General features: G+C 70.5%; 12 protein-coding genes. 2 read left to right on the top strand and 10 right to left on the bottom strand.

Annotated features, from left to right (window positions below; all coding sequences use genetic code 11):
• Positions 1-46: 46 nt before the first annotated feature.
• The 6 genes from tgt to polA are packed head-to-tail and all read right to left on the bottom strand — an operon-like array spanning position 47 to position 9076.
• A complete protein-coding gene (tgt, locus tag P1V51_06400; protein ID MDF1562653.1) occupies positions 47-1186 on the bottom strand; it encodes a tRNA guanosine(34) transglycosylase Tgt in 1140 nt (379 codons plus the stop codon).
• Positions 1183-2943, bottom strand: coding sequence for a bifunctional UDP-sugar hydrolase/5'-nucleotidase (locus tag P1V51_06395; protein MDF1562652.1), 1761 nt, complete (start codon positions 2941-2943; stop codon positions 1183-1185). The genes tgt and P1V51_06395 overlap by 4 nt, the downstream gene beginning before the upstream one ends.
• Positions 2944-2969: 26 nt before the next feature.
• On the bottom strand, positions 2970-4034 hold the full coding sequence (gene queA, locus P1V51_06390) for a tRNA preQ1(34) S-adenosylmethionine ribosyltransferase-isomerase QueA (protein MDF1562651.1): 1065 nt from the start codon (positions 4032-4034) through the stop codon (positions 2970-2972).
• Between the two features lie 15 nt (positions 4035-4049).
• Positions 4050-4496, bottom strand: a complete 447-nt coding sequence (locus tag P1V51_06385) for a cyclic nucleotide-binding domain-containing protein (protein MDF1562650.1) — start codon at positions 4494-4496, stop codon at positions 4050-4052.
• Positions 4493-6337 (bottom strand): GAF domain-containing sensor histidine kinase, encoded by a 1845-nt coding sequence (locus tag P1V51_06380; GenBank protein ID MDF1562649.1) that lies wholly within the window; start codon positions 6335-6337, stop codon positions 4493-4495. The genes P1V51_06385 and P1V51_06380 overlap by 4 nt, the downstream gene beginning before the upstream one ends.
• Positions 6338-6346: 9 nt before the next feature.
• Positions 6347-9076 (bottom strand): DNA polymerase I, encoded by a 2730-nt coding sequence (polA, locus tag P1V51_06375; GenBank protein ID MDF1562648.1) that lies wholly within the window; start codon positions 9074-9076, stop codon positions 6347-6349.
• A gap of 12 nt (positions 9077-9088) precedes the next feature.
• Between polA and P1V51_06370 the strand changes: the two genes are divergently transcribed.
• Together P1V51_06370 and P1V51_06365 are read left to right on the top strand one after the other, a co-directional pair.
• Positions 9089-10639, top strand: a complete 1551-nt coding sequence (locus tag P1V51_06370) for a TolC family protein (protein MDF1562647.1) — start codon at positions 9089-9091, stop codon at positions 10637-10639.
• 27 nt (positions 10640-10666) lie between these two features.
• Positions 10667-11344 (top strand): ABC transporter substrate-binding protein, encoded by a 678-nt coding sequence (locus P1V51_06365; GenBank protein MDF1562646.1) that lies wholly within the window; start codon positions 10667-10669, stop codon positions 11342-11344.
• Positions 11345-11498: 154 nt separating this feature from the next.
• Here P1V51_06365 and P1V51_06360 read toward each other — a convergent pair whose 3' ends face one another.
• From P1V51_06360 to P1V51_06345, 4 genes are all read right to left on the bottom strand, one after another.
• The gene (locus P1V51_06360) at positions 11499-13577 is read right to left on the bottom strand and encodes an FHA domain-containing protein (GenBank protein ID MDF1562645.1); all 2079 of its coding nucleotides are present in this window, start codon (positions 13575-13577) and stop codon (positions 11499-11501) included.
• 15 nt (positions 13578-13592) lie between these two features.
• The gene (locus P1V51_06355) at positions 13593-15365 is read right to left on the bottom strand and encodes an ATPase, T2SS/T4P/T4SS family (protein ID MDF1562644.1); all 1773 of its coding nucleotides are present in this window, start codon (positions 15363-15365) and stop codon (positions 13593-13595) included.
• A gap of 213 nt (positions 15366-15578) precedes the next feature.
• Positions 15579-16988: a pilus assembly protein N-terminal domain-containing protein gene (locus P1V51_06350; GenBank protein MDF1562643.1), complete on the bottom strand. Its 1410-nt coding sequence runs from the start codon at positions 16986-16988 to the stop codon at positions 15579-15581.
• An 87-nt stretch (positions 16989-17075) separates the two neighbouring features.
• Positions 17076-17687 (bottom strand): A24 family peptidase, encoded by a 612-nt coding sequence (locus tag P1V51_06345; GenBank protein ID MDF1562642.1) that lies wholly within the window; start codon positions 17685-17687, stop codon positions 17076-17078.
• Between the last annotated feature and the right edge of the window lie 37 nt (positions 17688-17724).

The raw sequence follows: 17724 nt of genomic DNA, 5'->3' as shown, positions 1-17724 counted from the left end.
GCCACAAGAGCACCGCTTCCGGTCGAAAGCCCGCGATCCCGGGGACTTAGGCTTCGGCCGGGCCCCGGCCCAGCCGCTCGAGCCTCTCGGCCGCGAAGGCCTCGTAGCGGCCCTCCTCGATGGCCTGCCGCGCCTCCCGCATCAGCGTGAGATAGAACCAGACGTTGTGCAGGGTGGAGAGCTTCATCCCGGTGAGCTCCCCCGAGCGGCAGAGGTGCCGGAGGTAGGCCCGGCTGTAGCGCTGACAGGCCGGACAGGCGCAGGAGGGGTCGATCGGGCGCTCGTCGTCCTTCCAGGTGGCGTTGCGGATGGGCAGCCGGCCGTAGGAGGTGAAGAGCAGCCCGTTGCGAGCGCAGCGGGTGGGCAGGACGCAGTCGAACATGTCCAGCCCCAGGGGGATGCAGCGCAGCAGGTCCTCGGGGAAGCCCACCCCCATCAGGTAGCGGGGCCGGTCCGCCGGCAGCCGGGAGGCCACCCGGTGGGCGATCTCCCGCATCCTCGCGGGCTCCTCGCCCAGGGCGAGGCCGCCCACCGCGTAGCCGGGGAGGTCCCGCTCGAGGAGGATCGCGGTGTGCTCGTCCCGGAGCTCTCCGTCGAGGGCGCCCTGGACGATCCCGAAGAGCTCGCCCTTCCCCGCCTCCCGGGCCGGCCGCCAGACCTCGATGCAGCGATCCAGCCAGCGGGTCGTGCGCTCGACGGCCGAGGCCACCTCGGCCCGCGGGGCGTCGGTGGCCGGGCACTCGTCGAAGGCCATGATCACGTCGCTGTCGAGGGCCAGCTGGATCTCCATGCTCCGCTCGGGCGAGATGAGGTGGCGCGAGCCGTCGAGGTGGGAGCGGAACTCGACCCCCTCCTCCCGGATCTTCCGGCGCTTGGAGAGGGAGAAGACCTGGTAGCCGCCGGAGTCGGTGAGGATGTTCCGGGGCCAGGACATGTAGCGGTGCAGGCCGCCGTGGCGGGCCACCAGCTCGTGCCCCGGCCGCAGGTAGAGGTGGTAGGTGTTGCCCAGGAGGATCTCGACCTCCAGCAGGGTCTCGAGCTCGTGCTGGTCGAGGCCCTTCACGCTGCCCGCGGTGCCCACCGGCATGAAGACCGGAGTCTCCACCGTGCCGTGGCGCAGGTGGAGGCGGCCCCGGCGGGCGCCGCTCGGATCCGTCGCCAGCAGCTCGTAGAGGGGGGCGCTCACGAGCCCGCCTTCCGGGCGGGCTTGCAGTCCCCGTCGCGCCGCTGCCGCGGCGAGGCCGGGTCGAAGTAGCTCGCGGGCTCCAGCGGCCCCTGGAGCCCACCGAGGTGGTCCGCGACGATCTCGCGCAGGAGGGGACGCTCCCAGAGGACCTCGATCCGGTCGCCCGGGATCGCCAGCGTGTCGAAGCCGCTGCCCCCGCCGCTCAGGTAGTCGTTCGTGACGAGGGTGTAGGTCGCCGCGTCGTCCAGCGGCGCCTCCCCGATCCGGATGGAGAGGAGCTCACAGCCCCGGGCCTCGAGGGAGAGGCCCGAGTAGGAGAGCGCGCCGTGGCCGCTGTCGATCCCGTGCTGCACCAGCCGGCGCAGCTGGGCCCCCTCGAGCTTCAGCACGGCGAGGTGGTTGTCGAAGGGCAGCGCCTGGAAGACATGCCCCCAGCGCATCTCCCCCGCCGGCAGGTCCGCCCGCAGGCCCCCGCCGTTCGTCAGCCCGATCTGCGCCCCCTCGACCGCGGCCCGGAAGGCGTCGGCGACCAGGTTCCCCAGCGCCGACTCCTCGCCGTAGGCGCGGGTGAAGGGGGCGGCGAGGGAGACGCCCAGGGGGCGGGCCTCCAGCACCCTCGCCTGCTCCAGCGCCGGAGCGACGAGCGCCGCCACCTCGGGGTCGGGCAAGAGCGGGGCGCCGAGGAAGGTGGCGGCCTCGGGCTCGACCTCGCTGGCCTGCACGGCCTTCTTCTCGCAGGTCGGGCCCTCCGCGCCGGGCACGGTGGCCCCGCAGAGCTGCACCGGCGCGTGCACCACCGGCGGCTGGCCCGGCGCCAGCTCGGCCCAGGAGAGGAACTGCCCCCGCGCCGCGCCCTGGAGGAGCGCCCGGTTGCCGACCCGGCGGGCCACCAGCCCGTGGGTGTGGGCACCCAGGATCAGATCCACCAGCCCCTCCGGGAGGCCGGCCTGCAGGCGCAGGAGCTCCCCCTCGGCGCAGCCCTCGAGCCCCTCCCCCAGCGCCGGGCTGCAGTAGGAGCCGTCGTGGAGGAGGACGATCACCAGGTCGGCGCCGGCCGCCCGCAGGCGGCGGGCCTCGGCCACGGCCACCGGCACCGGATCCACGAAGGTCAGCCCCACCAGGTTCCGGGCCACGGTGGTGCTCGCCGTGTTGATCGAGGCCAGGCCAACGATGCCGACCTGCCACTCCCCCACCTCCACCAGGTGGCTGGCCTGGAAGGGCTCCGGGACCTCGTCGCCCCCGCCCTCCGCGCGCAGGTTCGCCGCCAGGAAGGGGAAGCCCGCCTCCTCGATGCGGGCCCGCAGGGCGCCGCGGGGATCCTGCCCCTCCTCGCGCACCACGCCGTCGGGGCCCACCGGCCCGAAGTCGAACTCGTGGTTGCCCAGGGCCGCCGCGGCCACCCCGAGGTGATCGTAGAGGGAGATGACCGGCGCCCCCTCGGCCATCCCCGAGGCGAGGGTGCCCTGGTACATGTCGCCGGCGTCCAGCAGGAGCACCGGGCCGGGGGCCCGCTCCCGGATGCGCTCCAGGTAGGCGCTCATCAGGGCGGCGCCCCCCACCGGCACCTCCCGGCCGCCGGCGCTCCGCAGCAGGACGGGCTCGAGGGCCCCGTGGAAGTCCGAGATGCCGACCACGGTCAGGCGCTGCGGAGCCGCGGGGGCGTCGGGCGTCGTCTTGCAGGCCACCGGACCCGCGGCGAGAGCGGCGAGGAGGCCAGCGAGGAGGAGCGGCGGAAGGACCGGTGCGCGCGTGAGCATCGGCGCATCCTAAACCAGGCGCCGCCTCAGACCAGCAGCATCGCGTCGCCGTAGCTGTAGAAGCGGTAGCCCTCGTCGATGGCCTCGCGGTAGGCGGCGAGGAGCCGCTCCCGGCCGGCCAGGGCCGCGACGAGCATCAGCAGGGTCGAGCGCGGGAGGTGGAAGTTGGTCAGCAGGCCGTCCACCACCCGGAAGCCGAAGCCGGGGGTGACGAAGAGCTCGGTGCGGCCCGGCCCCACGGCGAGCTCGCCGGCCGCGCTGGCGGCCGCCTCCAGCGCCCGCAGGCTGGTGGTGCCCACGCTGATCACCCGCCCCCCGCGGGCCTTGCAGGCGGCGATGGCCCCGGCCGCCGCCTCGCCGATCTCGTAGCTCTCCTCGTGCATCTTGTGTCCGGCCACGCTCTCCCCCCGCACCGGCAGGAAGGTCCCGGGGCCCACGTGCAAGGTGATGAAGGTCCGCTCGGTCCCGGCCGCCGCGAGGGCGGCGAAGGTCTCCTCGGTGAAGTGGAGGCCGGCGGTGGGCGCCGCCACCGCGCCCCGCTCCCGGGCGAAGATCGTCTGATAGCGCTCCCGGTCGGCGCCCGCCGCAGCGTCGTCCTCCTCGCGCTGGATGTAGGGGGGCAGCGGGACCTCGCCGGCGCCGGCCTCGAGGCGCGCGAGGAGCGCCTCGTCCGGCAGCTCGAAGCGCAGCCGCTGGACCCCCTCCCCCTCGGCCTCCTCGATCCAGGCGCGGATCGGCTCGCCCCTCCCCTCCGCGAAGAGGAGCTCGCCCCCGGGGCGCAGGGGCTTGGAGGAGCCGCAGAGCGCCCGCCAGCGGCCCTCGCCGAGGGACTCGAGGAGCAGGGCCTCGACCTTGCCGCCCGAGGTGGCCTTGCGCCCCTGCAGCCGCGCCGGGAAGACCCGGGTGTCGTTGAAGACGAGCAGATCCCCGGCGCGCAGCAGGCCGGGCAGGTCCCGGAAGCGCCGGTGAGAGGGCGGGTCCGTGACCGGCAGGCGCGGCAGCACCATCAGCCGGGAGTCGTCGCGGCGGGCGAGCGGCGCCTGGGCGATGCGCTCGCCCGGGAGCTCGTAGTCGAAGTCCGAGAGCTTCAAGGCAGGCGAAGGTGATCAGTCGTCGGACATCAGCTTCTCGACGGTGTCCTCGGAGCGGATCAGCCCGACCTTGCCGAGGATCTCCTTCACCTTGGGATAGTCGTCGAGGATCTCGAGCACCGGCTGGCGGTCGAAGGCCAGGAGCACCAGATCGCTCTTCGCGACCACCGTCGCCGTCCGGGGCTGCCCGAGGATCGCCGAGATCTCACCGAAGAACTGGCGCGGGCCGAGGGTGGCGACCTCCTTCTCGTCGAGGACGTCCTCGACCGAGACCTGGACCTCGCCCTCCTGGATCACCCAGAACACCGCGCCGGCCTCCAGCTCCCGGCAGATGACGCTGCCGGCCGCGTACTGCTCCTCCCGGGCGATCGCCATCATCCGCTGCCGCCCGGCGTCGTCGAGGAAGCCGAAGAGCTTGGACGCCTTCGCGAACTCCTCCCGGGTCATGCCTTCGATGCTCATACTTGGTCTTCTCCGGCGAGAGGCAGGGTGACGGTGAAGGTCGTCCCCTCCCCCTCCTTCGATTCGTAGGTGATGGCCCCGCCGTGTTCCTGCACGATCTTCTTCACGATCGCCAGGCCCAGGCCGGTGCCCGAGCTCTTGCCGTGGGAGGCGAAGGACTGGAAGAGGCGCCCCTCCATCTCGGGGGGGATGCCCGGCCCGTCGTCCGCGAAGCGGAAGACGAGGTGATCGTCCTGCCGGCTGATCTCCCAGGTGAAGGTGCCGCCGGGCTCCATCGCCTCGCAGGCGTTCCGGGCCAGGTTGGCGACGACCCGCTTCATCTTCCCCTCGTCGAAGCGCGCGGCGCCCCGGTAGCCGTCGATCACCTTGAGGATGATCTTGTGGCGCTCGATCTCGGGCTGGAGCAGCTCGCGGGTCTCGTCGATGAAGCGGTTGAGGAAGACGCGCCGCACGAGGATCTCGCGCTTGCCCTTGGCGAAGGCGAGGATCTCCCGGGTCATGGCGTTGATGTTGTCGAACTGCGCCAGGAGAGACTCGCAGTGGGCCTCGCGCTTGGCGCCGTCGTCCTCGAGGGCCATGAGCTGGGCGTGCCCGGAGATGACCGTCATCGGGGTCTTCAGGTCGTGGAGGATGCCGCTGACCATCTGCCCGAGGAGGGAGAGGCGCTCGGCCTTCTCCTCGGCCTCTCGGGCCTGGCGGATGGCGATGGCCCGGGAGGCCTGCCCGGCGATGAGCACCAGGAGCTTCAGGTCGCCCTCGGTGAAGCCCCCGCCGGACTGGCGGTTGAGGACCTCGATCGCCCCGATGACCTTGCCCCGGGCGCGCAGCGGCGCGGCCAGCAGGCTGTGGGTCTCGAAGTGGACCTCCTGGTCGATCGAGGTGTCGTGGTGCGGATCCTGGCTGACGTCGTTGACGATCCGCGCCACCCCGAGGCGGGCCACCATGCCGGCGATGCCGCGGTCCAGGCCGATGCGCACCCGGCGGAGGGCCTCGGCCGAGGGGCCCGAGGCCGCCTTGAAGAAGAGCTGGCCGGACTCCTCCTCCAGCAGCATCACCGAGGCCGCCTCGGCCCGGATGACCTGACAGCACTGCTCCAGGAGGGTGTCGAGGGTCTCCTCGAGGTCCGCCGCGGCCGAGATGCTCCGCTCGACGTTGTAGAGGAGGTCGACCTCCTGCACCTTGTGCTCGAGCGCCGACCGGGCGTCGACCAGGGCCTGGTTGCGCTGGATCAGGTCCCGGTAGAGCTGCGAGTTCTCCAGGGAGACCGCCGCCTGCGCCACCAGGGAGGCCGCCAGGGCCTCGTCGTACTCGGTGAAGGGGCCGCCGCGCTTGTTGAGGCACTGGACCGCCCCCATCACCTCGTGGCGGCTGTCGAAGACCGGCACGGTGAGGATCGACTCGGTCTTGTAGCCGGTGGCCTGGTCGATCTCCCGGTTGAAGCGCTCGTCGGAGTAGGCGTCGGGGATGTTCACGACCTCCCCGGTCTGGGCGACCCAGCCGGCGATGCCCTTCCCCGCGGCCATCCGGATCTCCTTGATCTCGACCCCCTGGGCGACCATCGACCACAGCTCGCCGGCCCTGCGGTCCAGCAGGAAGAGGGTCGAGCGATCGGCGTCCATGAGCAGGGTGACCTGCTCCATGATGATCTGGAGCACGGTGTCGAGGTCGAGGGTGCGGCCCAGGGCCCGCCCGATCTCGATGACGGCGTCGAAGCGCCGCTGCTGCCAGGCGATGGTCTCCCGCAGCTGCTCCGGCGGCGCGCTCTCGAGGTCGGTCCCCTTGGGCAGGGTCACGGCGCGCGAAGCGGTGCCGGCACCCCCGCTCTCTTCCCCCTGCTTCATGCGCCCATTCTAGTGTGCTTCGGCCCAGGACGCACCGATTCCGACCTCCACCTCCAGGGGCACCTTCAGCTCGAGGGCCCCGCTCATGGTCTTCGCCAGGTACTCCCCCACCGCCTCCGCCTCCCCCGCCGGCGCCTCGACCAGCAGCTCGTCGTGGACCTGGAGGATCAGCCTCGCCTCGGGCCAGCGGGCGGGCAGGCCCGCGTGCACCGAGATCATCGCCAGCTTGATGATGTCCGCCGCGCTGCCCTGGATCGGCGTGTTGATCGCCATCCGCTCGGCGGCCTGCCGGGCGACGCGGTTGGGGGACTTCAGATCGGGCAGGAGGCGCCGCCGGCCCAGGAGGGTCTCGACCTTGCCGTCCGCCAGCGCCGCGGCCTGGGTGCGCTCGATCCAGGTGCGGACGTTGGGGTAGCGCTCGAAGTAGCGCTCGATGAAGGCGGCCGCCTCGGCGTGGGGGATGCCCAGGTCCCGCGAGAGCCGGAAAGCGCCCATGCCGTAGAGCACGCCGAAGTTGATCGCCTTGGCGATGCGCCGGTGCTCGGCGTCGACCGCGTCGAGGGGCACCCCGAGGAGCTCGGAGGCGGTGCGGGCGTGGATGTCCTGGCCGGCGAGGTAGGCGTCGATCAGCCCGGCGTCCTGGGCGACGTGGGCCAGCACCCGCAGCTCGATCTGGGAGTAGTCCGCCGAGACGAGCACCATGCCCTCCTCGGCGACGAAGGCCTCGCGGATCTTCCTGCCCTCCTCGCTGCGGATCGGGATGTTCTGCAGGTTGGGATCCGAGCTCGCCAGCCGCCCGGTCGCGGCGGTGGTCTGGGAGAAGCTGGTGTGGATCCGTCCGGTCTCGGGGTGGACCAGGGTGGGCAGGGTGTCGAGGTAGGTGCTCTTGAGCTTGGCCAGCTGGCGGTAGTCGAGGATCGCCCGGGGCAGCGGGTGCTCGTCGGCCAGCTTCTCCAGCACCGAGTGGTCGGTGGAGGGGCCGGTCTTGGTCTTCTTCACCACCGGCAGGCCGAGCTCCTCGAAGAGGATCACCCCGAGCTGCTTGGGCGACTGGATGGAGAACTCGTGCCCGGCGTGGCCGTAGATCTCCTGCTCGATTCGCAGGAGGGAGCCCTCCAGCTCCCCGGACTGCGCCTCGAGGCGGGCGGCGTCGACCTTCACGCCGGCCTCCTCCATGTCCATCAGCACGGACGAGAGGGGCAGCTCGAGGGTCTCGAAGAGGGCCCAGAGCCCGGCCTCCCGCACCCGGGGCTCCAGGAGGGCGGCCACCCGCAGGGTGACGTCCGCGTCCTCGGCGGCGTAGGGCAGCGCCTTCTCGAGCTCGACCTGGTCGAAGGTCTTCTGGCTCTTGCCCTTCCCCGCGACCTCCGAGAAGGGGATGTTCTCGTGGCCGAGCTCCTCCCGGGCGAGGGTGTCGAGGCCGTGCCCCGGCCGCCCGGGATCGAGGAGGTAGTCGAAGAGCAGCGGGTCCCCCACCACCCCTCGCAGCTCGACGCCGTGGCGCCGCAGCACCAGGGCGTCGTACTTGGCGTGCTGCGCCACCTTGGGCCGCGCCGGATCCTCGAGGAGGGGGCGCAGCGCCTCGAGCACCTGCTCCCGGGGGAGCTGGGCGGGCGCGCCCTCGTAGCGGTGGGCCACCGGCAGGTAGCAGCCGTGGCCCTCCCGCACCGAGAAGGAGAAGCCGACCAGCTCGGCCCGCATCGGGTCGGGGGAGGTGGTCTCGGTGTCCACCGCGAAGCGCTCGGCCGCCTCCAGCTCGCGCAGCAGCGCCTTCAGCTGGGCCTCCTCGAGGATCAGCTCGTAGGCCGAGCGATCGACGGCCGGGGCGCCGCCGGCCGGGGCCCCCGCCCGCGGCAGGGAGGCGGTCTCGCGCTCCAGCTCGTCGAGCTCGCGCTTGAAGCCCAGCTCGGTGAAGAGCTCCCGGAGGTGCTCGGTGGGCCGCCCGGGGCTCCAGTCGAGGCTGCGCCAGCCGCGCTCCACCGGCGCCGCGAGATCGATGGTGACCAGCTCCCGCGAGAGCTCGGCCTCCGCGCGCCCCTCCTCCAGCTTCTGGCGCTGGCTCTTGGACTTGATCTCGTCGAGGTGCTCGTAGATCCCCGCCAGGCTCCCGAAGTCCTCCAGGAGCTTGCCGGCGGTCTTGGGGCCGATGCCCTTCACGCCGGGCACGTTGTCCGAGGCGTCCCCGATGAGGGCCATCGCCTCGATGGCCAGCTCGGGCTTCACCCCGAGCTTCTTCAGGGAGGTCTCCTCGTCCAGCCAGCGGGCGAACATCCCGTCCCAGATCTTCAACCCCCGGGGCAGGAGCTGGAGGAAGTCCTTGTCCCCCGAGACCAGCACCACCTCGGCGCCCTCCTCCAGGGCCTGCACCGCCAGGGTGCCCAGGACGTCGTCGGCCTCCCAGCCGGGCAGCTCGAGGATGGGCAGCTCCAGGGCCTCCACCACCTCCCGGATCCGGGGGATCTGCGCCCGCAGGTCCTCGGGCATCGCCTCCCGGTTGGCCTTGTACTGGTCGTAGCGCTCGTGGCGGAAGGTCGGCCCCTTGGTGTCGAAGGCGACCCCGACGTGGGTGGGGTTCGACTCCCGCAGGGTCTTGGTGAGCATCTTGTAGAAGCCCAGGACCGCCCCCGTGGCCTCTCCCCTCCGGTTGGAGAGATGGGGCATGGCGTGGTACGCGCGGAAGACGTAAGAGGAACCATCCACCAGGTAGAGCACCGGTGTGTCGGTGTTTCGCTTGGCCATCAGGAGGACAACATGGCGGCGATCTCCCGGGCTGTAAACACGGCACTGCTCGTGCTCGCCCTGGCCGGGCTCCCGGCGCCCGCGCGCGCTCAGGCCGGCGGGACGCCGCCCACCGCGGGCTCGCCGCCGCCCATCCTCGCCGGCCGGGTCATCCCCCTCACCCAGGGGGCGGAGCAGGCCAGCAAGAAGGGGGAGGAGCTGGCCCTGAAGGTCCACGTGAAGGGCAGTGGCGCCGTGGGGGGCGACGAGCCCCTCGACCTGCCCACCCTGGTGGCCCGGGCCCGGCAGGACGACCTGCGGGTGGCCGCCGCCCGCGCCCAGCTCGACGCCTTCGAGGCCCAGCACCAGGAGGCCTCGTGGGCCTGGTTCCCGGCCTTCACCACCACGATGCTCTTCGGCGGGCCGGTGCCCGAGGCCCGGGTCGCCGACGGGGCCGACCTGATCCGCGACCCCCTGAACATCACCGACGCCTCGGTGGAGGGCGACTGGAACTTCGGCCGGATGGGCGTGCTGGCCCGGGCGCGGATGGACGCCGCCCTCCCCGTCTGGACCTTCGGCAAGCTCGCCGGCCTCGAGACCGCCACCCGCAAGCTGGTGGACGTGGGCGCCGCCCAGGTGCGGATCGCCGCCGATGAGGCCGCCTACGACGCCGCCCGCGCCTACTGGAGCTACCAGGCCGCCCGCCAGCTCGGCGAGGGCCTCGACGACGCCATCGCCCGCGCCCGCCAGGCCATCCAGGAGGTGCAGGAGCTCCTGGACCGCGACTCGGAGCAGGCCACCGTCGAGGACAAGCTGGCGGCCGAGCTGGTCCTCCAGCACCTCCTGGCCCAGCGCGGCAAGGCCGAGGAGGCCGAGGCCATGTCCCTGGCGGCCATCGGCCTGCTGGCCGGCAACGAGAGCGACCACTCCCCCACCGTGAAGCGCGAGGCCCTCTCGCTGCCCGGCGAGCTCCCCGAGCTGGAGGTCTCCACCGGCCGGGCCCTGGAGAACCGCCCCGAGCTGATGGCCCTCGACGCCGCCTGCCAGGCCCGGGAGGCCGAGCTGGAGGTGCGCCGGGCGATGTTCCTCCCCGACCTCCTGGTCGGCGGCTACGGCGAGTGGTCCTGGTCCAACGCGGCCACCGACCAGCGCAACCCCTTCGTCTACGACCCCTACAACTACGTCACCGCCGGCGCCGGCCTGCTGCTGCGCCAGACCTTCGATTTTCCCCAGAAGAAGGCGCGGATGGACCGCACCCGGGCCGAGCTGAAGCAGCTCGAGCGCCAGAACGAGCTGGTGCAGCGGGCCGTCCGGCTCGAGACCGAGAAGGCCTGGCGAGACCTGCGCTCCACCCGGGAGGAGGCCATGCAGCTGGAGCAGGCCACCCGCACGGCCCGCCGCTGGGTGATCGCGGCCCAGAGCAGCTTCGAGCTGGGGATCGGCGAGGTGCAGGACCTCCTCCAGCCGATCCTGGCCTGGGCGATGACCCGCAGCCTGCACTCCCAGGCCCTCTACCGGGCCCGGATCGCCGAGGCCCAGCTCCTGAAGGCCGAGGGGCGCAGCGCAACCGTGCTAGGAGAATAAATCCGCTCGGGCTATGTCTATGGGACCATGGTTCAACCAATCCGGCCGTTCCACGTCCTCCTCGCCCTGATCCCCCTCCTCCTGGCCGCGCCCGCCCTCGCCGAGACCGCCAAGAAGGCCCCCGGCAAGAAGGGCACCGCCGCCACCGCGGCCCTCAAGGGAGGCCAGAAGCGCATCGACGCCGCGCTCGAGAAGATGACCGGCGAGGGCGCCGACCACGGGGCCGCCGAGGACCAGCTGCGGGCGGCGGTGAACGGGTTCATCGACTTCAAGGAGCTCGCCCGGCGCGCCCTGGGCAGCCACTGGGAGGAGCGCAGCGAGGAGGAGCGCACCCGCTTCCAGGACACGATGCAGGCCCTGGTCGAGGCCGCCTACCTGGCCCGGGTCAGTGAGCGGGGCGACTACACGGTGGCCTATCTGGGCGAGGACGCCCTCGAGCAGGGGGAGGTGAAGGTCCGCACCGAGCTGCGCGCCAACAAGGGCTCGATCAAGATCGACTACGAGCTCTACCGCCGCGAGGGGAAGTGGCTGGTCTACGACGTCATCACCGACGACCTCTCCCTCCTGGAGAGCTACCGCAGCCAGTTCAACCAGCTCATCAAGAAGAAGGGCTTCGAGGGCCTGCTCTCGACCCTCGAGCGCAAGCGCAAGGAGCTGGAGGAGAAGACCGCCGGCGGCGGCGGCAGCGCCTCCGCCGACGGCTGATCGCGCGGACTCTGCCGCGCGAGCTATCAGCTGTCAGCGTTCAGCTCTGCCGTGCTGCCTCGACGCTCTGCGACCGATCGACCGTGGAGTCGTCCGCCGGCTGCCGAGACGGCAACGGCCAGGCTGATAGCTGATGGCTGATAGCTGACAGCTTCTAGCGGCAGCCGCGCCGCTCCATCTCCTGCTGCGCCTGCTTGTGGGTGGCGCTCGGGGGATCCGACTGGGTGAAGGCGAGGATCTTGGCGAACTCGCCGCAGGAGGCCGCCCGGCGGATGTCCACCGCCGCCTGCTGCTCGAGGCGGTAGAGCAGCTCCTTGATCTTCGGATCGCCCTTGCCGACGCGCATGCCCTTCTGGGCCCACTCGTAGGCCTCGGGGTAGCGCTCCATGTTCATCTCCATCTGGCCCTTGTCGCGATAGGCCTGGTGGAGCCCCTTGCGCGCCTCCCGCCGGTAGTAGCTGTCGGCGCCGTCGGGGACGATCTTGCCGTCGGCGGTGAGCATCACCTGCCAGACCCGCTCGGCCTCCTCGGGATCGCCCTTGAGGATCAGCGCCTGGCCCTCCTTCCACTTGCCCTCGACGACCTGCATGCTGGTGGAGATGTCCACCGCCTGGTCGCGGCTGGGGTGGGAGTACTTGTCGGTGATCTTCTTGAGGATCTTCATCCCCTTGAGGGCCGAGCCCTGGCAGTACTCGGACATGGCCTCCTTGACCTGATCGTCGGTGTAGCGCTTGGTGGCCGCCTCGGCGCAGTCCCCCACCGGCGCCGCCGAGCAGGGCACCCACTGGGCGTACTCGACCGGGCACTTCCAACGCTTCTCGACGGGCACCTTGGTGGCCCGCTCGGAGTCGACCAGGTAGCGCCTCACCTGAGTGCTGTCGTACTCGGAGGGGCACTGGCAGGCGAAGTTCTCGTGGAGGCGGCAGCTGTCCACGGCGTCCTTGTAGCGCCGCGCCCGGTAGTTGCCGAGGCAGTCGCCGGCGGCCTTCTTGATGATGTCCTTCACCAGGAGGGACACCTCGTACTGGGCCTGCCCGTAGTAGTAGGACTGCTTGTCGATCTCGACGAAGATCTCCAGGGCGATGCGCAGGTCGCCGAGGTCCTTCTTGGACTTCGCGTCCCGGAACTTCTGGGCCATCTTCTTGTCGAGCTGGATCTGGCGCAGCTTGTCCCGGGCCTCCTTGTTGATCGGATCGAGCTCGACCACCTGCTGGCAGAGCTTCTCGGCGGTCGCCCACTCCTGGGCCTCGGCCTGGGCGCGGCACTGCCGCATCAGGCGGTAGCCCTCCTCGGCGACGCTCTTCTGGACGGCGGCGCCACCGCCCGCTCCCGCGTCGTTCCCCGCCGGCTTGGGCGGCGGCGGCTTGGGCTTGAGGACGGCCGCCACGGCGATGATCGCGACCACCACGGTGGCGCCCACCAGGAGCAGCTTCTTCTTGCCGCCTCCGCCCGAGCCTCCCCCCGAGCCCCTACGCGCGCTCCGGCGCGCGCCGGGGCGGATCGGAGGCGGCGGCGCGCCGTCGGCGGCCGCGGCCAGGGGCATCGCCATCTCGCCGGCCTTCACCTGCAGCTCGACGTCACCGAAGCGGACGATGTCGCCCTCGAAGACCTCCTGGGGCCCCGAGATGGGCTGGTCGTTGACGAAGGTGCCGTTCGACGAGCCCAGATCGCGCACGACGATCGAGGCGCCCCGCAGCACCACCTCGGCGTGCTGCCGCGAGATGGAGGGATCGGCCAGGACGATGGTGTTGCCCTCGACCCGCCCCACGGAGTTGCGGGTGGAGAGATCCCAGGTCTGGCCGTAGGCCACGCCGCCGAGGCCCTCGAGCTGGGGCGCCCCCTCGGGCGCCGCCGGCGGGGGCCCGGAGAAGGTCCCCTGGGAGTCGAGGGCCGGCGCGCCGGCCACCGTGGCGGGGAAGTCCTCCTGGTGACCCCCCGACGGGGCGTCGGGATCCTCGATGTAGATCACGAAGGAGCCCAGCTGGGCCTCCTGGCCCGGCTCGAGGACCACGGCGCCCACCACCGGCCGCCCGGCGATCGAGGTGCCGTTGGAGGAGCCGAGATCCTCCAGGTAGCAGAGCCCGTCCTCCATGAAGAGCCGGGCGTGCTGCCGGGAGACGCTGCCGTCGCCCAGCCGGATGTCTGCGCTCTCGTCGCGACCGAGGATGACCTCGCCCCCGAGGTCGTACTCGGTCTCGTTGCCATCCGCCTCTCGAACCACCAGCACGTACATGCTTTCGCCTCTCGCCTACTCTTCCCGGAAGATTTCCATGTTGACCGGGATGCCCCGGCGCTGAAGTTCGTCGTAGAACTTCGGGATGAAGCCGGTCGCCAGGAAGCGGCCCTTCACCTTGCCGTTCTCGTCGAAGCCCTCCTGCTTGAAGATGAAGATGTCCTGGAGGGTGACGATGTCGACCTCCATGCCCGCGACCTCGGAGATGTGGGTGATCTTACGAGAGCCGTCCGAGAAGCGGGTCTGCTGCACGATGATGTCCACCGCGGAGGCGATCTGCTCGCGGATGGCGCGCACCGGCAACTCCATGCCGCTCATCAGCACCATGGTCTCGAGGCGCGCCAGGGCGTCCCGGGGGCTGTTGGCGTGGGCCGTGGTCAGCGAGCCATCGTGACCGGTGTTCATCGCCTGCAGCATGTCGAGGGCCTCGCCGCCACGGCACTCGCCGACGACGATCCGGTCGGGGCGCATCCGGAGGCAGTTCTTCACCAGGTCGCGGATCGAGATCCGGCCCTTGCCCTCGATGTTGGCCGGCCGGGTCTCGAGCTGGATCCAGTGATCCTGCCGGAGCTGAAGCTCGGCCGCGTCCTCGACGGTGACGATGCGCTCACCCTCGGGGATGAAGTTCGAGATGATGTTGAGGGTGGTGGTCTTCCCCGAGCCCGTGCCGCCGGAGATGATCACGTTCTTCCGCGACTGGATGCAGGCCCGGAGGAACTCGGCCCCCTGGGGAGAGATCGTCTTGTAGCCGATGAGGTCCTCGATCCCGAGGGCCTCCTTCTTGAACTTCCGGATGGTGATCGAGGGCCCCTTCAGGGCCAGGGGCGGGATGATGGCGTTCACCCGGCTGCCGTCCTTCAGGCGCGCGTCGACCAGGGGGCTCGACTCGTCGATGCGGCGGCCGATGGGGGCCACGATCCGCTCGATGACCGAGAGCACCGCCTGGTTCGACGAGAAGGTCTTCGGCGAGAGGGTCAGCTTGCCGCCCCTCTCCACGTAGATCTGCGTGGAGTGGTTGACCATGATCTCGGAGATGTCGTCGTCAGCCAGGAACTCCTCGAGGGGCCCGAGGCCGAGGGCCTCGTTGAGGACATCCGTCTTCAGCTCGTCGATGTCGAAGCCCGAGGGGAGCTCACCGTCGGCGTCCATCTGGGCGAGGATGTCGGTGACGCCGCGCTCGGTCCTGGACCAGAGCTGCTCGTCGCCGATCTTGTCCATGTCGAGGCGCCGCAGGTCCATGTACTCGACCAGGCGGTCGTGGATCTCGCGGATGAGGGCGTTCTGGCGCTCGATCCGCGGATCCATCAACGCCCGCTTCGCCGCCTCGCGCTCGGCCGCCGCCGCGAGGGAGGCCGGCATGTTCTGGGTGCTCTTCCGCCGTCGCTTCTTGCGGGGAGCTTCGTCCTCCTGGTCGCCGCCGCCTCTCGCGACCGGCGCCGGCACGCTCTCCCGGGGACGGCGGGCCGGCAGATCACCGGTGCCCTCCTCCTCGTCGGCCCCGTCGTCCACGTTGATGATGAAGTCGCCGACGTAGATCTTGTCGGAGCCTCGCACCACCTGCGGCGCGGTGATCCGCTTGCCGTTCACGTAGGTCCCGTTGGTGGACTTCAGGTCCAGGACGATGAACTTCCCGTCCTTCAGGACGATCTTCGAGTGCTGCTTGGAGACGTTGCCCTTGCCCAGGACGATGTCGTTCCCGGCCACCCGGCCGATGGTCACTGCGTCCTTGGAGAACGTCTTCCGCTCGGCGGAGCCGCCCTTCTCCCGGATGACGAGCGTCAAACCCATGCCTGTTGCTCCTTGAAGCTGTGAGAGAGTCCGCCCGCGCCCGGCAACGAGGGGTCGGATCCGAGGCAAGGGATCCCGCAGGCAATACGGGAGCATACCCCGGGTCGCCGGAACGCTGCACGCCTCTTCCTCGGGCCCCAGACGCGAGAAGGGGGGCGACCGGCCGGTCACCCCCCTCCCTCATCGGTCAGGCGTTCGCCTCGAGCTCGAGGATCAGTCGAAGATCGAGAAGTTCACCTGGCGGCGCGCCTGCTTGTAGCGCGTCTTGATGTCCGCGATGGTCTTCCGGATGCGCTCGGTGTCCGGGTTCACGATGCGCGGGATGACGAAGATGACCAGCTCGGACTTCGTCTCCTGGAACTTCCGGGACTTGAAGAGCTCACCGAGGATCGGGATGTGCCCCAGGAGGGGGAACTTCGCGACGCTCTTCTGCTGGTCGTGGTTGAACACGCCGGAGAGGACGATGGTCTCACCGTGGCGGACCGTGACGTTCGTCTTCACGTGGCGGTTGCGGAAGCCGGGGATGTTGATGTTCGCGCCGACCTTCACCGAGACCGAGTCGTCGACCTCGCTCACCTCGGCGTAGATCTGGGTCTGGATGTTGCCGTGGCGGTCGGCCGTGGGCTGGATCTCCAGCTTCACGCCGAACTCCTTGTACTCCACCGACATCTCGTTGGCGGTGATCATCGGGATCGGCACCTCGCCGCCGGCGAGGAACTCGGCCTTCTCGCCGGAGGCGCAGACCAGCTTGGGCTGGGCCAGGAGGCGGCCGTAGCCGTCGGAGAGGTTCAGGCCGAAGGCGAAGGGCGAGGAGGCCTCGAGGCCGCCACCCCAGGTCGCCTTGTAGTCGGGGTTGGTGTTGACCCAGCCGACCGACGAGCCCGCCTGGAAGGGCTGGGCGACGTCGATGTTGTAGGTCACGCTGCCGTTGATATCGAGCGGCCAGGCGACGCCGATGTTGTCGGTGCCCTTCTTCCGGATCTCGACGAACTGGACCTCGGTGAGGATCATCCGCTTGATACCGACGACCAGCAGGTTCTCGACCCGCTCGCCCACGGCCTTGGTGATCAGCTCGGCCTTCTGGAGGTCCTGCTGGGACTCGACCGAGCCCTCGAGGAAGATCGTGGTGCCCACGACGCTGGCCTGCACGTTCTTGAGGCCCGCGCGCTGCAGCTCCTGGTTCAGGGTGTTGGCGACCAGCTTCTTGGCGTTGGGGGCGACCTTCACGAAGCTCTTCACCGAGGGGTAGAGCTCGGTCACCTCGTTGATCCGCTGGAAGTCCTCGGTGGTGTAGGCCGAGCCGTCCAGGTAGACCCGGTCACCGACGGTGCGGATGGTCACACCCTCGATGCTGCCCAGCAGGGCCTGCACCTCGCGGATGACCTCGCTCGCCGGCACCATGGTGACGTTGACGAGGTAGGAGACCCGCTGGCCGCTGGAGCGCCACACGATCAGGGTCGTCCGGCCCTTCTTCACGCCGGTGATCAGCACCTGGTTGGTCGCGGCGATGGCCTTCACGGCCGCGATGCTGTCGTCACCGATGGAGATCCGGGTGATTCCCTTCACCGTGAGGACGCGCTGCTGGCCGACGGCGATGGAGATGTTCCCACCTTCCTCTGCCATCGCGGCGGTCGAAAGCCCCAGGGTCAGCCCAAGGGCGAGAAGAGAGGAAACCGCCCACCGGTAGAAGTTCGTCGTCCGCCTCATCTCTCAATTCCCCATGCCAGATCTCGAGAATTCAGCCACGAAGGCCCAGATGGCACCCGCGGCGATCGCAACGCCGTAAGGAATGTAGACCTTTTTGTCTCCCGAGGGATAGCCCTCCGTCGAGGGTTCTTCCCCCTCTTCATTGCCCTGCGCGCCCTCGGGGGCGCGCTCGCGCCGCACCATCCCCAGCAAGGTCCGGCCGAGCTTCCCCTGCCAGAGCAGCACCGCGATGGCGAGGATCCCGCCGGCCAGGGCCAGGCGCACGAAGATGTCGAGGATGAAGGGGAAGCCCGTGAGCGCCCCCAGGGCCGCCACCAGCTTCAGATCCCCCATCCCGAAGGACTGGGCGTTGATGGAGACGAAGATCAGGAAGGGCAGCGCACCGGCGACGAGGCCGATGAAGCTCCACTTCAGGCCCATCCCGGTGCTCTGGGACCAGCCCCAGAAGACCAGGTGGAGCACCAGCCCCACCACGATGGCGGGGAGGGTCACGACGTTCAGGATCTTGCGATCCTTGAGGTCGGTGTAGATCGAGATCAGACAGATCAGCGTCGCGACGCCGGCGAGCACCCACTGTGGCGTGGTGAAGGGCGCGCCTTCCCCGAGCATTTCCATGGCTACCCTTATAGGGCGCCTGGCGGTGTCAGGTCAT

It is taken from the genome of Deltaproteobacteria bacterium (assembly GCA_029210625.1).
Taxonomy (GTDB): Bacteria; Myxococcota; Myxococcia; order SLRQ01; family SLRQ01; genus JARGFU01.
Note: the sequence above shows the minus strand (reverse complement) of the source record. Positions and strands in the feature narration are given on the sequence as shown.